Genomic DNA, 16,394 nt, shown 5'->3' with positions numbered 1-16,394 from the left:
TGCCGGATCAGGTCCGGCATGACGGAAGAGAGACATTCATCTGCACCTTCCCACTTATCTGGGGACGGTCCCGGCGCAGGCACTTCGCCCCTCACCAACGAATACTGTACCGCGCACTTACCCCCGGCCTAAAGTGATCCGCATAACCCTGATCGAGCGTCCCGCGCACGGTCAGGTGATCGCCCAGTTTCTGCTCCACCGCCACGCCGCTGCTGAACTCGCTGAAGCTGTTGCGGCTCGCCCCCGTCAGCACGAAGGCGGTGCCGGTTTCCGAGCGGGAAAGGCGCAGTGACTGCGACACATCCAGCCCGTTCCATTGCTGCGCCGTGCCATCATAACGAACCGTGAAATTGCGGTTCGCCTCGATATCCAGTTCCGGCGTGACGATGCGCTTCTGCTGCGAAGTCACGGAAACGCTGCTCGAGCCCGTCAGCGCATTGAACATGACGCCGACATCGCGTGCGAGCGAGACACCGGGCAGCTGCTCGGCAAGCAGCGTGACATTGCCCCACAAACGCACCGGCGTATCCACCACCTGCCCGGTCTTCGAGGCATTCATGCCCATTTCCAGCCCCGCCCGGATCGGCGTATCGACCGGCAATTTCGCACCGATGCGCGCCGTATAGGAACGGTCGGAATTCTTGACCGGTTTCCAGATCAGCCCGGCCTCATCCGCATGGGCGGCAGTTCCCGTCAGGGCATAAAGCGCGATGAAAAGGGCGGAACCCGTTCGGAGTGACATATCTTGTCCCCTGACAGATTAAGGGCGCACCGGGAGAACCCGGCAGGCACGGTAAAAGCGGAGGCCAATGGTTTGGCAGCGTCTAGGCCACATAAAGCAGCCCACAATGCCCGAACGACCGCATGCAGCGGCCGGGGCAAATCATATTGCGCAGGGTGCCAGATGAACGGGAGATGAACAAGAGCAGATGCAGCAAAAAATCATGCTGCACCGCATTGTGATCGAAGCGAAGGCACAAAAGCCCCCACGCTGCTGGTTTCCTCAGGCCGGTCCAACGCAGCGGGCCAGAATATCATCAACCACCACTTCTAAAGACCTCGATGAATCAATGACCGTTGCATTGGTGGGAAGGTCTTCTTTCGTCGCATGGAGTTGCAGGACAAATTCGCGTTCGGCCGGTTTTCCGCCGAACTCGTTCTCCGGCCTCTCCGTCAACCGTCTTCGCAGGGTCGCGACATCGACATCCAGAACGAAGACCTGATCGAAGCGGTCTATAAAACGCTGAAAGTTCCTTGAGCCGCCGCAGAAGAACGTGATTGCGTGACACCGATCCGTCACCAGCGCCTGAACTCTTTCGACATCCCAAATATGATGCCGGTGACGGTAGACCATATCTCCATCGCCCTGAAACAGGGAGAGATCGACCGGTTCGCCGGTTCCCGGGTCGCCCTTGTAGGCAAGTTCACGGTCACCGTGGATGACGTGATAGCCACGCCGCTGGAGTTCCGTTGCCACCGAGGTTTTACCCGTGCCGGAAACACCCTCGATCAAATAGTTTCTGACACCCACGGCACGACCCTTCAACCTTCCCAGGCATTGTGGCGATGGTGCCGATACCTTCCGATCCGGCGGCCACGGTTTCTGACGATAGCGATCCAGAATAACGCAACGATGTCAAAAGTCTGAAACCGCGCAAACAGCACCGCCAGGAAACCAGACGCCCAAACAAAAAGGCCGCAGCTTTCGCCACGGCCCCTTGTTCAATCAGCTTCCAGTGAAGAAGATTATTCGGCGTCGCCTTCAGCGGCCTTCTTCTTGGCCGGAGCCTTCTTCTTCGGAGCGGCTTCTTCGCCTTCAGCGGCGTCGTCAGCCTTGGCGGCAGCCTTTTTCTTGGCCGGGGCCTTCTTCTTGGTTTCCGTTGCTTCTTCGGCGTCGTCAGCCAGCAGCTCTTCCTTGGAAACGGTCTTGTCCGTTACCGAGATTTCGGAGAGCAGCTTGTCGATGACCTTTTCTTCGAAGATCGGAGCGCGCAGCGAAGCGGAAGCGCCGGGCGTGTTGCGGAAGAAATCGAGGATTTCCTTCTGCTGGCCGGGGAACTGCTGCAGCTGCTGGAACAGCGCGCGCTGCATTTCTTCTTCGGTCACTTCAACGCCGGCCTTTTCGCCGATTTCGGAGAGAACGAGGCCGAGACGGACGCGGCGCTCAGCAAGCTTGCGATATTCTTCGCGGGCTTCTTCTTCGGTCGTGTCTTCGTCAGCGAAGGTCTTGCCGGACTGGGCGAGATCGGTGTTGATCTGGCGCCAGATGTTGTCGAACTCGGCGTCAACCAGGCCAGCCGGCGTGTCGAACTTGTACATTTCGTCCAGCTGGTCGAGGATCTGACGCTTGACCTTCTGGCGGGTGATGTTGCCGTACTGGCTTTCGATCTGTCCCTTGACGATTTCCTTCAGCTTTTCAGCCGATTCGAGACCGAGCTTGGTGGCCAGTTCGTCGTTGATTTCAACGGCAGCAGCGGCGGCAACTTCCTTGACGGTGATGTCGAAGTTGGCGTCCTTGCCGGCAAGGTTAGCAGCCGGGTAATCGGCCGGGAAGGTCACGGTGATGGTCTTTTCATCGCCAGCCTTGACGCCGACCAGCTGGTCTTCGAAGCCGGGGATGAAGCGGCCCGAACCGAGAACCAGTTCAGCGTCTTCAGCCGCGCCGCCGTCGAAGGCAACGCCGTCAACCTTGCCGAGATAGTTCATGGTGACGCGGTCGCCGTCAGCGGCCTTGCCCTTCTTGGTCTCGTAGGTGCGGGCGCTTTCGGCGATCTTGAGGATCTGCTCGTTGATTTCGTCTTCGGAGACTTCAACAACTTCGCGGGTAACCTTGATGCCGTCATTGGCCTTCAGTTCGATGGCCGGAATGATTTCGTAGGCAACGGTGAATTCGAAATCGGATTCGGCCGACAGGATCTTTTCGGCTTCCTGCTCGTCTTCGGTCATGGAGATGGCCGGCTGCGTCGCAGACTTTTCGCCGCGGCTGGAGAGGATTTCAGTCGGCTTTTCACGAACCAGCTCGTTGACGAGGTCAGCCATGATGGACTTGCCATACATCTTCTTCAGGTGGCCCATCGGCACCTTGCCGGGACGGAAGCCGTTGATGCGAACCTTGTCCTTGGCGTCAACCAGGCGCTCGTCCAGACGGGCCTTCATGTCGGCGGCCGGAATAACGACCTTGAGTTCGCGCTTCAGCCCTTCAGCGAGCGTTTCGATAACCTGCATTTTCCTAACCTTCACATCATGGCGGCGGTGCTCAGACAGCCGTTGGTTTACTTTCGAGCACTGCGCCGGAAACATCGTTCCCCGGCCGTGGCTTCCCTTATTTCTTTACACAAGCGCCTGCCGGACACCATTGCGCCTGCACCGGAGAAAAGACCAATGGGGAGAAATAAACCCCGAAGCTCCCCGCATCTGATAAAGATGCACTCTGGCGCAAGCGTGGCGCAGCCATGCCTTGCTTGTGGTGCGGGTAGAGAGACTCGAACTCCCACGCCGAAGCGTTGGTACCTAAAACCAATGCGTCTACCAATTCCGCCATACCCGCACGTTGGGCGGCGGTATGTCACAATGTTCAGAAAGGGTCAAGCACGCCGTTTCCCTGCCTTTCGTTTCGCCCGGACTTTTCTTGGCCCCCGCTCGGGCGGCGAAAGACGGCGGCCCCTCTTTCGCTGTTTGGCAGGGAGCGCGAGGAGAAATGACATAAAGGTGAAGGCGGCGGCGATCCCGGACCGGAGACCGCCACGGCCACGCTCGCGTCACCGCCTCACCCGGCCTGTCTGGCCTTCGCATCGGCGAGAAATACCGGCAGCCGGAGCCCGCGATATTTATGCGGCTACATTGACATTATATATAGCATGGCCTGCGGCCTGAAAAACCGGATTGCCGCCAGCCCTCTCCGTCCGATATGCCGGCTTCCACCCTCTCCCCGCCACCATCACCCGGCCCCGCCGCACGGCTTCGCAATGCACAACCCGCTGGCGTCACCAAAAGCACATAAATTGGTCACAAATTATGCATGAAACGCCGCAATCAGGCTGATTTACCGGCTTGCCGTGCATTCCATGCATAGGTGACATCTTGCTTTGTCTGTTTTTGTTTTGATTAAACCGATTATATTCATGGTCATACAGAGATCGAGTTCAGCCCCGGACCAAAGCCTCCCAAGACTGGCCGCAGAGACTGAACAGCACGAAGAGGAAGATGAAAATGAACATTGCACGCTCGCTGACCAACTGGCGCAAGTATCGTCAGACCGTAACCGAACTCGGCCGCATGACCGACCGCGAACTGAGCGACCTCGGCATTGGCCGTCAGGACATTCGCCGCGTCGCCCGCACCGCCGTCGGCATCTAATAGATACGCCCGCCGCTGATTGCGGCGGATGCGAGAATACCCTCCCAAAAAGGCCTGAGGCTCCCGCCTCTGGCCTTTTTTTTCGTTTTGGCCGACCGGAAGCCGGCACACGCGCTGTTGCCCATGCATGGCGCGGCAGCGGCAAAATGCATCGCTCGAGCCCCTGCCCCTGGGCACGCGGCGGCATTTCAGGTCCCTTTCGCCTCCTTCAGCCCCCCATCCAAGCCGTGCAGCAGCGCCAAACCCGTCAAAAACGCCCGAAATGCAGGCATTTCCGCTCATATTTTGCTCAAGTGATATCCAAAGCCGCAAATTTAGCCGACATAGTGCACAAATGCATGGCAGTAGCCTAAATTCTGCACTGCACAACATGGCTTAATGTCTATATATAAACCTCAACAGCCGAGAGCACAGGGAAACGCTGAGCCGGCAGACGAAATCAACAGAGATAGATTGAGGAAACGACCATGAACCCTATCCGCATTGCAAAGAACTGGATCTCCTACCGCCGCACGATCAACGAACTCGGCAGCCTCTCCAACCAGGCTCTGAGCGACATCGGCCTGACCCGTTACGACATCCGTAACGTAGCAGCCCGTTCGTTCCGCTAAGGCGTAAACGATCGTCCCGCTGCCCGACCTCCAGGGCGCGACGATCGAGCGACAGGTAAAAAAAGCGGCGCCTCTGGCGCCGTTTTTGATTCTGGTGGAATCTACTGGAAATTCTCTCCAGTTGGCGATTGACAAACATCGGTCCGGCACACAGCGCATACGGCATCGCCCCCTTCTTGCCTGCTGCTGTTTCGCTACGCTTTTCTCCCGTCATGCCGGACTTGATCCGGCATCCAGTCACGGCGCGTCTGTGCCGTGGGAAGGACTCCTTTCAGCCCAAAAACTTGGGCTGGCTGGATTCCGGCTCGAGGCCGGAATAACGGAAGAGATGGCCTCTTACGAAAAAACGCTGCCGACCATCACAGCGAATTACACATCGAAAACGGAAACGAGGTCGCTACCCGCATTCGGGCGACTTGTGGGCGTAAAGCCACATCCTCCCTCATATCCCTCGCCCACCCCACCCGCAAAAACATTTGGCTGCTCCGGCCATGCATGCTAGTGCATCCCGCAACAATGCCGCGTCCTCTGGGACCCGCGCGGAACAATCACTCAAGAGACAGCCGCCGGACGGGAGCCTTTGCCCCGCGGCCGCCCATGGACAGCAGCATGCAAGACAAGACCACTTCTCCCATTCACGTCGTGGGCGGCGGACTGGCCGGTTCGGAAGCCGCGTGGCAGATCGCGCAAAGCGGTGTGCCCGTCATCCTGCATGAAATGCGCGGCGTGCGCGGCACGGATGCGCATAAGGGCGATACGCTGGCGGAACTGGTCTGCTCCAACTCCTTCCGCTCCGACGACGCGACGGCCAATGCGGTCGGCGTCATCCATGCCGAAATGCGGCTTGCCGGCTCGCTGATCATGGCCTGCGCCGACAGGCACCAGGTGCCGGCCGGCGGTGCACTTGCCGTGGACCGCGACGGGTTTTCCGAGGCCGTAACGAAAGAGCTGGAAAGTCACCCGTTGGTGACGATTGTGCGCGAAGAGGTGAACGGCCTGCCGCCGAAGGAATGGGGCAACTCGATCATCGCCACCGGCCCGCTGACCTCGCCGGATCTTGCCGCCGCCATTCAGGCCGAGACGGGTGAGGATGCGCTCGCCTTTTTCGACGCCATCGCCCCCATCGTGCACCGCGACAGCATCAATATGGATATATGCTGGTACCAGTCGCGTTACGACAAGGTCGGCCCCGGCGGCACGGGCAAGGATTACATCAACTGCCCGCTGAACGAGGAACAATATAACGCCTTCATCGACGCGCTGATCGCCGGCGACACCGTGGGCTTCAAGGAATGGGAAGGCACGCCCTATTTCGACGGCTGCCTGCCGATTGAGATCATGGCCGAACGCGGCCGCGAGACGCTGCGCCACGGCCCGATGAAGCCGATGGGCCTGACCAACGCCCATAACCCCACCGTCAAGGCCTATGCCGTCGTCCAGCTGCGCCAGGACAATGCGCTTGGCACGCTCTACAACATGGTCGGTTTCCAGACCAAGCTGAAATACGGCGTGCAGGCGGATGTGTTCCGCATGATACCGGGTCTGGAAAATGCGGAGTTCGCGCGCCTCGGCGGCCTGCACCGCAACACCTATATCGATTCCCCCATCCTGCTCGACCATTCGCTGAAGCTGAAATCCCGGCCCGACCTGCGTTTCGCCGGCCAGATCACCGGCTGCGAAGGTTATGTGGAAAGCGCCTCCGTCGGCCTCCTCGCCGGCCGTTTCGCCGCCGCCGAACAGAAGGGCGAGGCCCCGAGCCTGCCACCGGCCACCACCGCGCTCGGCTCGCTCCTCAACCACATCACCGGCGGCCACCTCTCTTCCGATGATGAGCCGGGCAAACGCTCCTTCCAGCCGATGAACATCAATTTCGGCCTGTTCCCGGAACTGGCCCCGGGCGCAATCGTCAAACCGGAAGGCGTCAAACGTTTTCGCGGCAAGGACAAGACGATCATGAAACGCCAGCTGATTGCGGCGCGGGCGTTGAGGGATTGTGCGCAGTGGCTGGGGACGGTCGAGACCGCTCCGATTTCCGGCACCGTTCGGGATCATTGAACGGCGAAACATCGGCCACGGAACACTCCGGCCGTGGCCGCTGCCGTCAGCGAACGTTCCAGAAGGCCCAGTCCGACTTGCCCTTCTGATATTTGTAGTGCCGCGAAAAATACGGATTGACCGTCGCCACATATTCGAACTCGAAGGTGGTCGCGCTGAGGAACGAAAACAGGGGGCTGTATTTATACCGCCCCGAAATCACGATGACGGCCTCTTCCTCCTTGAAGTTCCCTGCCTTCAGCATCTTGTCCCAGACGACGTTTTCAGCCGAGCCGAAGAAATTATAGGGCGCGAACTCGGTGACGGCGACGCCACCCACCAGTTTGGCGCTCCGCAGGGTCAGGTCGAGCTTGTCGGGGTCGAGCGGCTGGCCGGCGTCGATGACGAAGGTTTTCACACCCGTCCTTACCCGCTCCTCAAATTCGGGGAAACGGGCAGACCAGCGGGCGGTATTGTCGACGACCGTGACAAAACGGTCGTAACTCAACCAGCCACGACCGGTCTCGATCATCACCGCCAGAAAGATGATCAGCATCGGCAACAGCAGGGAAAACTCCACCGCAGCCACGCCGGAACGCGACCGCATCATGGCGCCGAGGGCAGATTTCAGCCGAAAGACCATCATTCCGTCACCCGAACGGCGGTGATCGCCAAAGATACGTTCTGCAATTGCGGCTGCTTGCCGCCACCGGGAATCAACAGACGCGTGGTGGGCAGAATGAATCGCCAGTTGAAACCGAGCGCCAGAAGATATTGCCCGGCGCTTCTGTCCGGCGTCTGAAACTTGTTCTCAACCGGGAATGTCAACGGCACGGCGGTGAAATCCGCATCCGGGATCGGGACAAGCGTGATCTTCATATCCTCGTCCGTCGTACCAAGCAGGAAGTTCGAGGCGATGACCCGCCTGAATTCAGCTTCGGTAACCGTCGTCTGGCTTGCCGCCGCCTTGCGCAGAAATTCTCCCCCGGCATTGGCCGCCATTGCCAGATTGAGACTGAACAGCAGCGCCAGACCAACTTCGAAAATACCGAACACCAGCAGAAAATACACCGGCAGGAGCAGGCCGAACTCGACCGCCGTCGCCGCCCGGATATCGGCAGCGTAGGAGCTGAGCCGGATGCGGCAACGGCGAAGGAACAGATTACTTCGGCGCGTCGACATACTTCACCTCGAACGCCGTGATGATGCCACCGAGACTGTCGCTTTTTCCACCGGCGGCAATCGTCAGCTTGTAGACGGAGTAGGTATCGACCGTGATCGAATAGCTGCGGCGCTCCCAGTAGACCTTGCCCTTCTGGGCCATTTCAATGATCTTCTTTTCCGAACCCAGCTTCGGGCGCAGAACCTGCAGGAAGATATCGATGTCGTTGGTGCCGCCATAGGCATCGTTACGGCCATTGTACCAGACCGAAACCTCATATGTGCCGGGATGCAGTTCCACATATTTGAAGATCGAACTGTTGGCATCCCGTCTGCCTGTCCCTTGCCAGTCGCTGTCCAGTTCCACCACATATTTGGTCGGCGGTATCCGGGCGTTTTCGGCACTCCACTGGGGAGATTTTGCCGGGTCGTCCGGTTGCGGCGAACACGGATTGGCCGCCGGGGATTGTGACGCATCCTTGCCGGGTTCTTTATCCGTCGGGGAAGTGTCCTGCTGCGAAACGCTGGCGCAGGCAGACCCGGCATCCTTCTGCGGCTCCTCATAGCCCTGCCAGCCGAATTTCTTGCGACATTCGGCACTGCTCCAGTCCTGAAGCTCGATACCGGGGCCAGTGCCGCCGTCCCATCCAAGTTCCTCATAGCTGTAGACACCCCAGCAGCCGTTCTTTGTGTTGGGGCTTTTGCCGAATTTGAGAACCCGCTCCTTGCCATTCAGTATCTCGAACGTGTTGTTGACGATCACCTCGCCATCATGCGGATAGGGAGGAATGCCGTCGCAACGGTAAGTCAGCGCGTAATCCATCTGTTCGACATTGAACATGCTGCCCAGCACCGTCCTGTAAGTGAATTTCGCTTCGATATCGGTGGTCAGCCAGTCGATCTTCACTTCGCGGCTCACCACCTTCTGCTTGGTGGAGCCGATGAGCGCATCGAACGTATCGAGCACATTTTTGCGGCGCACTTCATCGAGAGGCACATTCGTGCGGGTCGGTTTCGTCGAGCGCTCGCAGGCCTGCGCGATCACCCGCTTTGACTGGCTGTAATAAGCCAGCGCCCGGCCGCCTTCGAAAAGCAGCCCGAAGGTGAAAAGAAAGACCGGCATCATCAATGCCGTGATAATCGCGAAATTTGCCCGCCGGTCCTGAAGAAGCGAGCGGAAATGGCGCGTCGACGCCTTCAATATTCTTTCAACATACAACATCTGCAACTATCGCTTTCGTCCAATCCAACGGATCGTGCCGCCCCCTCCCCAGCCGGACACGCAAAGGCTGCCGCCGGGCAAGATGCCGGGCCGCAGAAAACAAATTCAGCAAAACCGCTGATGCCGCGATCATGGCGGCGTGACGCGAATGGCGTGGTTCAATCGCATTCGCGAGACAAAGATATTTCCCAAGCCGCCAATCAAAGGCAGCCCAATTCCATTCGTCATTCTATATGGCGAATTAAACACCAGATTCGTAAATTAAAGGTCACCCGAATACCAAAAATAGTAAGTAAAATCATGTAGTTAAATAAGGTATTCATAATTTATTATAGTCGAAATACTCGATGGAATAGACCGGCTGGATATTCGATGGCGAATATGATTTTCCCGCCACATCTTTTTCCGGCAAGAGCTGAAACGGCCACATTTTTTTGAGCGTCATGGACGGGCGCCAGCCCCTTTGCCCCTTGTCCCTGCCGCCAAGCTCGGGCAAAACAGCCCTATCCAATCATGAGACAAACGCCAGGAGATCGAAAATGGACGTACGCGCCGCTGTTGCCATTCAGGCAGGAAAACCGCTTGAGGTCATGACCGTTCAGCTTGAAGGTCCGCGCGCCGGCGAAGTGCTGATCGAGGTCAAGGCGACCGGCATCTGCCACACGGATGATTTCACCCTGTCGGGCGCCGATCCGGAAGGCCTGTTTCCGGCGATCCTCGGCCATGAAGGTGCTGGCGTCGTGGTTGATGTCGGCCCCGGCGTCACCTCGGTCAAGAAGGGCGACCATGTCATTCCGCTCTATACGCCGGAATGCCGCGAGTGTTACTCCTGCACGTCGCGCAAGACCAATCTCTGCACCTCCATCCGCGCCACCCAGGGCCAGGGCGTGATGCCTGACGGTACCTCGCGCTTCTCCATCGGCAAGGACAAGATCCACCACTATATGGGCTGCTCGACCTTCTCGAACTACACGGTCCTGCCGGAAATCGCACTGGCCAAGATCAATCCCGACGCGCCCTTCGACAAGGTCTGCTACATCGGTTGCGGCGTGACAACAGGCATCGGCGCGGTCATCAACACCGCCAAGGTCGAGATTGGCTCAACGGCCATCGTCTTCGGTCTCGGCGGCATCGGCCTCAACGTGCTGCAGGGCCTGCGCCTTGCCGGCGCCGACATGATCATCGGCGTCGACATCAACCCCGATCGCAAGGCCTGGGGCGAGAAGTTCGGCATGACCCACTTCGTCAACCCGAAGGAAGTCGGCGAGGATATCGTGCCCTATCTCGTCAACATGACGAAGCGCAACGGCGACCTGATCGGCGGCGCGGATTATACCTTCGACTGCACCGGCAACACGAAGGTCATGCGCCAGGCGCTGGAAGCCTCGCATCGCGGCTGGGGCAAGTCGGTCATCATCGGCGTTGCCGGTGCCGGCCAGGAAATCTCCACGCGCCCCTTCCAGCTCGTCACCGGCCGCAACTGGATGGGCACGGCCTTCGGCGGCGCGCGCGGCCGCACCGATGTGCCGAAGATCGTCGACTGGTATATGGAAGGCAAGATCCAGATCGATCCGATGATCACCCACACCATGCCGCTCGAAGACATCAACAAGGGCTTCGAGCTGATGCACAAGGGTGAGAGCATCCGCGGCGTGGTCGTTTATTGATCGACAACAGATGAAGGGCAGCGCCTTTTGCGCCTGCCCTTCATGCAAATGTGATCGCCCCGGCCGCCCTGCAGCCGGCGCGATTAACGGGACGGTAAATCTATCGTCGTAAGCCGATATTACGCGGCGAAGTTGAAAAATCTCTTTCCCCGGCCAAATCATGCCAGACAGCGGAGAGTGACCCCTGAAAATCGTACCGATCGACAACGGAAACCGCGCCGCCGCTGTTACCCTTTTGGCGAAAGGTTTCCCCGAAAAAAGCGAGGCCTTCTGGTCGCGTGGGCTGGCGCTCATCAATGAACACCACCAGCGCCGGGAACTCGGCCCAATCGGGCAATTGCTGCTGAAGGGCGAGGATGCGGCAGGTGTCCTGCTGACGATCCGCAACCGCCTGCCGGATAGCGGCAGGATCGTCGTCAACCTGTCCAGCTGGTATGTCGAACCCTCCTGCCGGTGGTTTGCGCCGCGCATGTTGCAGATGGCCTCCTCCGCCGAGGAGGAACTGTTCACCGACCTCACTCCCTCTCCCGAAGCCTGCAGGCTGAATGAGCGGCTGGGTTTCCACACGGTGACGGATTGCACGCTGTTTTATCCCCTGCCGCTCACCGCACTCCGTCCGGCAGGCGCGCGGCTCAGCCCGCTTGCCGCCATGCCTGCGGATACCCTGCCGGATGCAATGCGCGACATGCTTGAAGATCATGCGCGACTGGGCTGCATCGTCGCCGTTATGCAGGCGGATGGCCGTCAGCATCCGCTGGTGTTTCTAAAGACCACAACCAGAAAGCTGCCCTCCGCCCGCCTGATCTATTGCGAGGACCGGGAGATCGCCCAGAGGCACATATCCGCGATCGCCCGCCATCTTCTTGGCCAGGGCAGGCTTGCCCTCACCATGGCCGCACTGGAGGGTGAACGAAACGCCGGGGGATTTGCCGCACATAAATCAGCGCCGATACAAGTAAAAGGCGTATGGAACCCACGATTTATTAACGAAACATACTCAGAGTTGGTGTTATTGCCACCCTAGGTATTTTAGTGGTGCCTACAGGACCTGTTGGAATCTTGGCCTTTACAGAAAAAAGCGCCTTTCCGGGCAGGTTTATGGGAAACACGGGAAATCGGAGAACAAGCATGCTTGCGGCGAAAAAGAGCGAAATCGACGTTGCTGATACCATCTATTCCTATCTCTCCAACCGCTTCCCCGCCTATGCGCCCTTTTCCGCCGACACACTGCTTCTCGAAGGCGGCGTGATCGATTCGCTTGGCTTTCTGGAGCTGATGATCTTTCTCGGCGAGGGTTTCGGCATCATTCTCGATGACGAGCATTTCACGCCGGAAAATCTCGGCACGCCCGCAGACCTCATCGCATTCGTCCTCAGGGAACGGAGGAGATGACACCCCATTTCCTGCTGCACCATCTTCTTGCCGCGCGCGCGGCAAGCGACGATCAGGCCCTCGTTCATAAAGAACAATCGCTGAGTTATCGCGAATTCACCACAGCGGCGGCGCGATGCGCGGCGGCTCTGCAGCAGGCCGGCGCGGAACGCGGCGACCGCGTCGTCATCTATCTGCCACGCGGCATCGAGGAATGCTGGTCGATCTTCGGTGTCAGCATGGCGTCCGGTGTTTTCGTTCCGGTCAATGCGCTGCTGAAATCGCAGCAGATCCGCCATATCGTCGCGGATAGCGGCGCGAAAATCGTCATCAGCAACAGGGCAATGCAGGCGGAACTGGATGCTGCGCTGCAAGGGCTGACCGATGTGACCCTGTTGCTGGCGGAAGATATCGAAGGCCACACAAGCCTGCCTGCCCGCCCTTCGGCGGCAATCGGCGAAGACCTCGCCGCCATCCTCTATACATCGGGCTCCACCGGCTCACCCAAGGGCGTGATGCTGTCGCACCGCAATCTTCTGGCCGGCGCCCGCATCGTGCGCACCTATCTGGAGATCACGGCCAGAGACCGCATTCTTTCCCTCCTGCCCTTCAGCTTCGATTACGGTCTGAACCAGCTGCTGACGGCTGTGGAACAGGGCGCGACCACGATCATCTCCACCTTCCGGCTGGGCGACGATATCGTCCGCGATCTGCGCGACCATGCCGTCACAGGTCTCGCCGGCGTGCCGACCGTCTGGGCAATCCTGACCAGAGCTGCCCCGTCGCTGGCAAAGACGCCGCTGCCGCATCTGCGCTACATCACCAATTCCGGCGGGCGTGTGCCGCAGGAAACCGTAAAAGCGCTGCGCGAAAAGCTGCCGGACACGAAAATCTACCTGATGTATGGTCTGACCGAGGCTTTCCGTTCCACCTTCCTGCCACCGGAAGAAATCGACAGCCGGCCGACCTCCATCGGCAAGGCTATCCCGGAATGCGAGATCTTCATCGTCACCGACAAGGGACAGCGGGCAAAACCGGGCGAACCCGGCATTCTCGTCCATCGTGGCCCGACGGTTTCGCTGGGTTACTGGAACCGGCCGGAAGACACGGCAAAAGTGCTGCGTCCCCATCCCTTCATCCCGGCGGCACTGGGCGGCGAAACCGTCTGTTATTCCGGCGATCTGGCCGTGGAAGACGAAGACGGTTTCTTCAGCTTCGTTGCCCGCAACGATGCGATGATCAAATCGTCAGGCTATCGCATCAGCCCGACAGAGGTGGAGGAAAGCCTGATGTCGACAGGGCTGTTCCAGCAGGTCGCCGTCATCGGTCTGCCGGACCCCTTTGCCGGTGAAAAGGTACATGCGGTCGCAACCGCCGCCAATGAGACCACCGACGTTTCAGCAGCGCTGAAGAAGGCCGCCGAAATGCTCGCCCCCTTCATGATCCCGCGCGCCATCGAACTGGTCGACCGGCTGCCGGTCACCGCCAATGGCAAGGTGGATTACCGCGCGCTGGTGCGCGAACGGACGGACAATGTCGCCCACGGATAAAACCCAGAGCCACGGCCCGGCCCTTGCGGCTGCGCAATTTGCGGTCACTGACAATGATCTCGTCATCGGCGGGCTTGCGGTGCGCGATATCGTCGCCCAAACCGGAACGCCGTGCTTCCTCTATGATGCAAGCGCCATGCGCCGCGCCTATCGGAACCTTGAAACGGCGCTCTCGGGCTTTGCCGATATCTATTATTCGGTAAAGGCCAGTCCCCTGCCCGCCATCATCGCACTTTTCCGGCAGCAAGGCGCAGGCGCGGAAATCGCTTCCGTCGGCGAATATCGCGCCGCCATCAAGGCCGGCGTCGCACCTGAGAACATCATCTTCGCCGGCCCCGGCAAGGGCATGGCCGAATTGCGCGAGGTGATCGAGGGCGGCATCGGCGAAATCCATATTGAAAGCGCCGAGGAAATCGCCCGCATCGAAGAGATCGGCAAACCGGTCAAAGCCTCGATCCGCATCAACCCCGTGCCGGATGCTCAAGCCGGCGCCATGCGCATGGGCGGCAAGGCCACCGCTTTCGGTTTCGACGAGGAAGAGCTGGAAAACGTCCTGCCGCTTTTCAGGGATGCCAGACATATCGATCTCGTCGGCGTGCACATCTATGGCGGCACGCAAATCCTCGACGCCGATATGCTTGTCTCCCAATGGCGACACGCCATTTCCCTTGCCGCACGCATGGCGCAAATGCTGGGCAGACCGCTTGAAACCATCGATCTCGGCGGCGGCCTCGGCATCCCCTATTTCGCCGGGGAAACGCCGCTTGACCTTGCAACGGTCAGCGCCGCCATTCCCGATCTCAAGACGCTTGTGAAAGCGCATCCGCTGATAACCGACGCCCATATCATCGTCGAACCCGGCCGCTTCCTCGCCGGCCCCGGCGGCCTCTATGTGGCGGAAGTAAATTCGGTGAAAAGCTCGCGCGGCACCACCTTCGTGGTGACGGATGGCGGCATGCACCACCATCTGGCGGCCTCGGGCAATCTCGGCCAGATCGTCAAGCGCAACTATCCCATCGTCGCGCCCGCCAAGATGCAGGCAGACTACGACGAGACCGCAACCATCGTCGGTCCGCTCTGCACACCGCTCGACACACTGGCCCGCAATGCGGCTCTGCCGAAACTGAAGGCCGGTGACTTACTCGCCATCCTGCAATCGGGCGCCTATGGCGCCAGCGCGAGCCCTGCGGGTTTTCTCAGCCATGCGGCGGCGAAGGAAGTGCTGGTGGAGGATGGTGTGTTTGAGGCGATCGGACGCTGATCACACCCGCAGCAACCTGTCCCCCACCGCGAATTTCGATTTCAGCAGACACTCGTCATATTCGGCTTCCGCGACGGAATCGAAGACGATGCCGCCCCCGACATTAAAGACGGCACGACCATCATCGAACAGGCTGAGTGTGCGGATCGCTACTGAGAACCGCATATCACCATCAGGGGATATAAAGCCGATCGCGCCGCAATAGGCGTCGCGTGGGCCAGCTTCCAGTTCGCGCAGGATTTTCATCGCCCACATTTTCGGTGCGCCGGTGACGGAGCCGCAGGGAAACAGCGCGGCGAAGATGTTTTCCACCGTCACCTCAGGCAGAAGCTTCGCCCTGACATGGCTGACCATCTGGTGAACGGTGGGATAGGTCTCGATATCGAACAGCCGCGGCACATGAAGGCTACCGACCTCGGTGATACGGGAAATATCATTGCGCAGCAGATCGACGATCATGCGGTTTTCAGCCAGCGTCTTTTCATCCGCCAGCATCGCCGCAATGATTACCCGGTCCTCCTCCGCATCCGCCCCGCGCGGTGTCGTTCCCTTCATCGGATGGGTTTCGATGAAACCGTCCCTGTCGACCGAAAAAAACAGTTCCGGTGAGCGCGACAGGATGACCGGGCCGCCAAGATCGACCAGCGCGCCGTATTTCACCGGTTGCCGCTCGATCAGCGACCAGAAGGCGGTGAGCGGGTCGCCACTCCAGCGAGCGGTGACGGGCATGGTCAGATTGCCCTGGTAACAGTCACCACGACGCAGATGGTCGTGCAGTCGCGCAAAGCGCTGCTGGTATTCTTGGAGCGTCCATGCCGGCACGGGATCGGAAAGAAACGCATCCGCATCCGGCAGCGCGTCGGGGCGCGCAAACCGCCCCGCATCCGGCTGTGGGCCGGAAAAGACGCCGAAGGTCAGAAACGGCACATTGCGAGGCTCGGCGGCAAAAGGCGCAAGCTTCGGCTCGAACAGGAAACCCGCCTCGTAGGACATATAGCCGGCAAGATATTTTCCGGCCCGGCGCAGCTGTTCCATGCGCTTGAGCGCGGCGAAAAACGCCTCAGGCTCATCCGCGACGATGATTTCCTCCGGCTCGGCGAAGGCTGTCACCGTGCCGGTCGTGTCATCCCGGAAAAGAACGTAAGGCGCGTGTGCCAAGGA

The 16,394-nt window shown here is 59.5% G+C and carries 16 protein-coding genes and 1 tRNA gene; 8 read left to right on the top strand and 9 right to left on the bottom strand.

Annotated features, from left to right (window positions below):
- Positions 1–91: 91 nt before the first annotated feature.
- The 4 genes from JZX88_RS05200 to JZX88_RS05185 all read right to left on the bottom strand — a co-directional run bounded on the left by JZX88_RS05200 (position 92) and on the right by JZX88_RS05185 (position 3,547).
- A complete protein-coding gene (locus JZX88_RS05200) occupies positions 92–742 on the bottom strand; it encodes a hypothetical protein (protein ID WP_206912804.1) in 651 nt (216 codons plus the stop codon).
- A gap of 261 nt (positions 743–1,003) precedes the next feature.
- Entirely contained in the window at positions 1,004–1,531 is a 528-nt protein-coding gene (locus JZX88_RS05195; protein ID WP_206912803.1) for an AAA family ATPase, read from the bottom strand.
- Between the two features lie 215 nt (positions 1,532–1,746).
- On the bottom strand, positions 1,747–3,225 hold the full coding sequence (gene tig / locus JZX88_RS05190; RefSeq protein ID WP_004433050.1) for a trigger factor: 1,479 nt from the start codon (positions 3,223–3,225) through the stop codon (positions 1,747–1,749).
- A gap of 239 nt (positions 3,226–3,464) precedes the next feature.
- Positions 3,465–3,547 (bottom strand) — tRNA-Leu (locus JZX88_RS05185).
- 662 nt (positions 3,548–4,209) lie between these two features.
- On the opposite strand from JZX88_RS05185, the gene JZX88_RS05180 reads away from it, so the two are divergent.
- The 3 genes from JZX88_RS05180 (at position 4,210) to trmFO (ending at position 7,022) form a co-directional block, all read left to right on the top strand.
- Complete coding sequence (locus tag JZX88_RS05180) at positions 4,210–4,356, top strand: DUF1127 domain-containing protein (RefSeq protein ID WP_065115811.1); 147 nt, start codon at positions 4,210–4,212, stop codon at positions 4,354–4,356.
- Between the two features lie 467 nt (positions 4,357–4,823).
- Positions 4,824–4,967 (top strand): DUF1127 domain-containing protein, encoded by a 144-nt coding sequence (locus tag JZX88_RS05175; RefSeq protein WP_003495735.1) that lies wholly within the window; start codon positions 4,824–4,826, stop codon positions 4,965–4,967.
- Positions 4,968–5,564: 597 nt separating this feature from the next.
- Positions 5,565–7,022, top strand: a complete 1,458-nt coding sequence (gene trmFO, locus JZX88_RS05170) for a methylenetetrahydrofolate--tRNA-(uracil(54)-C(5))-methyltransferase (FADH(2)-oxidizing) TrmFO (protein ID WP_206912802.1) — start codon at positions 5,565–5,567, stop codon at positions 7,020–7,022.
- A gap of 46 nt (positions 7,023–7,068) precedes the next feature.
- Here the strand turns inward: trmFO and JZX88_RS05165 are convergent, their stop codons facing one another.
- From JZX88_RS05165 to JZX88_RS05150, 4 genes are all read right to left on the bottom strand, one after another.
- A complete protein-coding gene (locus JZX88_RS05165) occupies positions 7,069–7,647 on the bottom strand; it encodes a TadE/TadG family type IV pilus assembly protein (protein WP_206912801.1) in 579 nt (192 codons plus the stop codon).
- Complete coding sequence (locus JZX88_RS05160) at positions 7,644–8,183, bottom strand: TadE/TadG family type IV pilus assembly protein (RefSeq protein ID WP_142859334.1); 540 nt, start codon at positions 8,181–8,183, stop codon at positions 7,644–7,646. Before JZX88_RS05160 ends, JZX88_RS05165 begins: the two co-directional genes overlap by 4 nt.
- The gene (locus JZX88_RS05155; protein WP_110757110.1) at positions 8,164–9,384 is read right to left on the bottom strand and encodes a TadE/TadG family type IV pilus assembly protein; all 1,221 of its coding nucleotides are present in this window, start codon (positions 9,382–9,384) and stop codon (positions 8,164–8,166) included. Before JZX88_RS05155 ends, JZX88_RS05160 begins: the two co-directional genes overlap by 20 nt.
- 319 nt (positions 9,385–9,703) lie before the next feature.
- Entirely contained in the window at positions 9,704–9,880 is a 177-nt protein-coding gene (locus JZX88_RS05150; RefSeq protein ID WP_206912800.1) for a hypothetical protein, read from the bottom strand.
- 43 nt (positions 9,881–9,923) lie between these two features.
- On the opposite strand from JZX88_RS05150, the gene JZX88_RS05145 reads away from it, so the two are divergent.
- The 5 genes from JZX88_RS05145 to JZX88_RS05125 all read left to right on the top strand — a co-directional run bounded on the left by JZX88_RS05145 (position 9,924) and on the right by JZX88_RS05125 (position 15,233).
- Positions 9,924–11,051, top strand: a complete 1,128-nt coding sequence (locus JZX88_RS05145) for an S-(hydroxymethyl)glutathione dehydrogenase/class III alcohol dehydrogenase (RefSeq protein ID WP_142859331.1) — start codon at positions 9,924–9,926, stop codon at positions 11,049–11,051.
- A gap of 283 nt (positions 11,052–11,334) precedes the next feature.
- The gene (locus JZX88_RS05140) at positions 11,335–12,075 is read left to right on the top strand and encodes a hypothetical protein (protein WP_206913141.1); all 741 of its coding nucleotides are present in this window, start codon (positions 11,335–11,337) and stop codon (positions 12,073–12,075) included.
- A 104-nt stretch (positions 12,076–12,179) separates the two neighbouring features.
- A complete protein-coding gene (locus JZX88_RS05135; protein WP_020810249.1) occupies positions 12,180–12,443 on the top strand; it encodes an acyl carrier protein in 264 nt (87 codons plus the stop codon).
- Positions 12,440–13,972, top strand: a complete 1,533-nt coding sequence (locus JZX88_RS05130) for an AMP-binding protein (RefSeq protein ID WP_206912799.1) — start codon at positions 12,440–12,442, stop codon at positions 13,970–13,972. Before JZX88_RS05135 ends, JZX88_RS05130 begins: the two co-directional genes overlap by 4 nt.
- The gene (locus tag JZX88_RS05125; protein ID WP_206912798.1) at positions 13,956–15,233 is read left to right on the top strand and encodes a type III PLP-dependent enzyme; all 1,278 of its coding nucleotides are present in this window, start codon (positions 13,956–13,958) and stop codon (positions 15,231–15,233) included. Before JZX88_RS05130 ends, JZX88_RS05125 begins: the two co-directional genes overlap by 17 nt.
- On the opposite strand, the gene JZX88_RS05120 is transcribed toward JZX88_RS05125, so the two are convergent.
- Positions 15,234–16,391 (bottom strand): aminodeoxychorismate synthase component I, encoded by a 1,158-nt coding sequence (locus JZX88_RS05120; protein WP_206912797.1) that lies wholly within the window; start codon positions 16,389–16,391, stop codon positions 15,234–15,236.
- Positions 16,392–16,394: the final 3 nt, after the last annotated feature.

The organism is Agrobacterium sp. OT33 (assembly GCF_017313365.1).
Lineage (GTDB): Bacteria > Pseudomonadota > Alphaproteobacteria > Rhizobiales > Rhizobiaceae > Agrobacterium > Agrobacterium rhizogenes_A.
The sequence above is the reverse complement of the archived record's forward strand: the minus strand, read 5'-3'. Positions and strand labels throughout refer to the sequence as shown.

Excerpts from the sequence above, each read along its gene's own strand:
- JZX88_RS05200 (WP_206912804.1), bottom strand. The coding sequence starts at position 742 with ATGTCACTCCGAACGGGTTCCGCCCTTTTCATCGCGCTTTATGCCCTG.
- tig (WP_004433050.1), bottom strand. The coding sequence starts at position 3,225 with ATGCAGGTTATCGAAACGCTCGCTGAAGGGCTGAAGCGCGAACTCAAG.
- JZX88_RS05180 (WP_065115811.1), top strand. The coding sequence starts at position 4,210 with ATGAACATTGCACGCTCGCTGACCAACTGGCGCAAGTATCGTCAGACC.
- JZX88_RS05175 (WP_003495735.1), top strand. The coding sequence starts at position 4,824 with ATGAACCCTATCCGCATTGCAAAGAACTGGATCTCCTACCGCCGCACG.
- trmFO (WP_206912802.1), top strand. The coding sequence starts at position 5,565 with ATGGACAGCAGCATGCAAGACAAGACCACTTCTCCCATTCACGTCGTG.
- JZX88_RS05165 (WP_206912801.1), bottom strand. The coding sequence starts at position 7,647 with ATGATGGTCTTTCGGCTGAAATCTGCCCTCGGCGCCATGATGCGGTCG.
- JZX88_RS05160 (WP_142859334.1), bottom strand. The coding sequence starts at position 8,183 with ATGTCGACGCGCCGAAGTAATCTGTTCCTTCGCCGTTGCCGCATCCGG.
- JZX88_RS05155 (WP_110757110.1), bottom strand. The coding sequence starts at position 9,384 with ATGTTGTATGTTGAAAGAATATTGAAGGCGTCGACGCGCCATTTCCGC.
- JZX88_RS05145 (WP_142859331.1), top strand. The coding sequence starts at position 9,924 with ATGGACGTACGCGCCGCTGTTGCCATTCAGGCAGGAAAACCGCTTGAG.
- JZX88_RS05135 (WP_020810249.1), top strand. The coding sequence starts at position 12,180 with ATGCTTGCGGCGAAAAAGAGCGAAATCGACGTTGCTGATACCATCTAT.
- JZX88_RS05130 (WP_206912799.1), top strand. The coding sequence starts at position 12,440 with ATGACACCCCATTTCCTGCTGCACCATCTTCTTGCCGCGCGCGCGGCA.
- JZX88_RS05125 (WP_206912798.1), top strand. The coding sequence starts at position 13,956 with ATGTCGCCCACGGATAAAACCCAGAGCCACGGCCCGGCCCTTGCGGCT.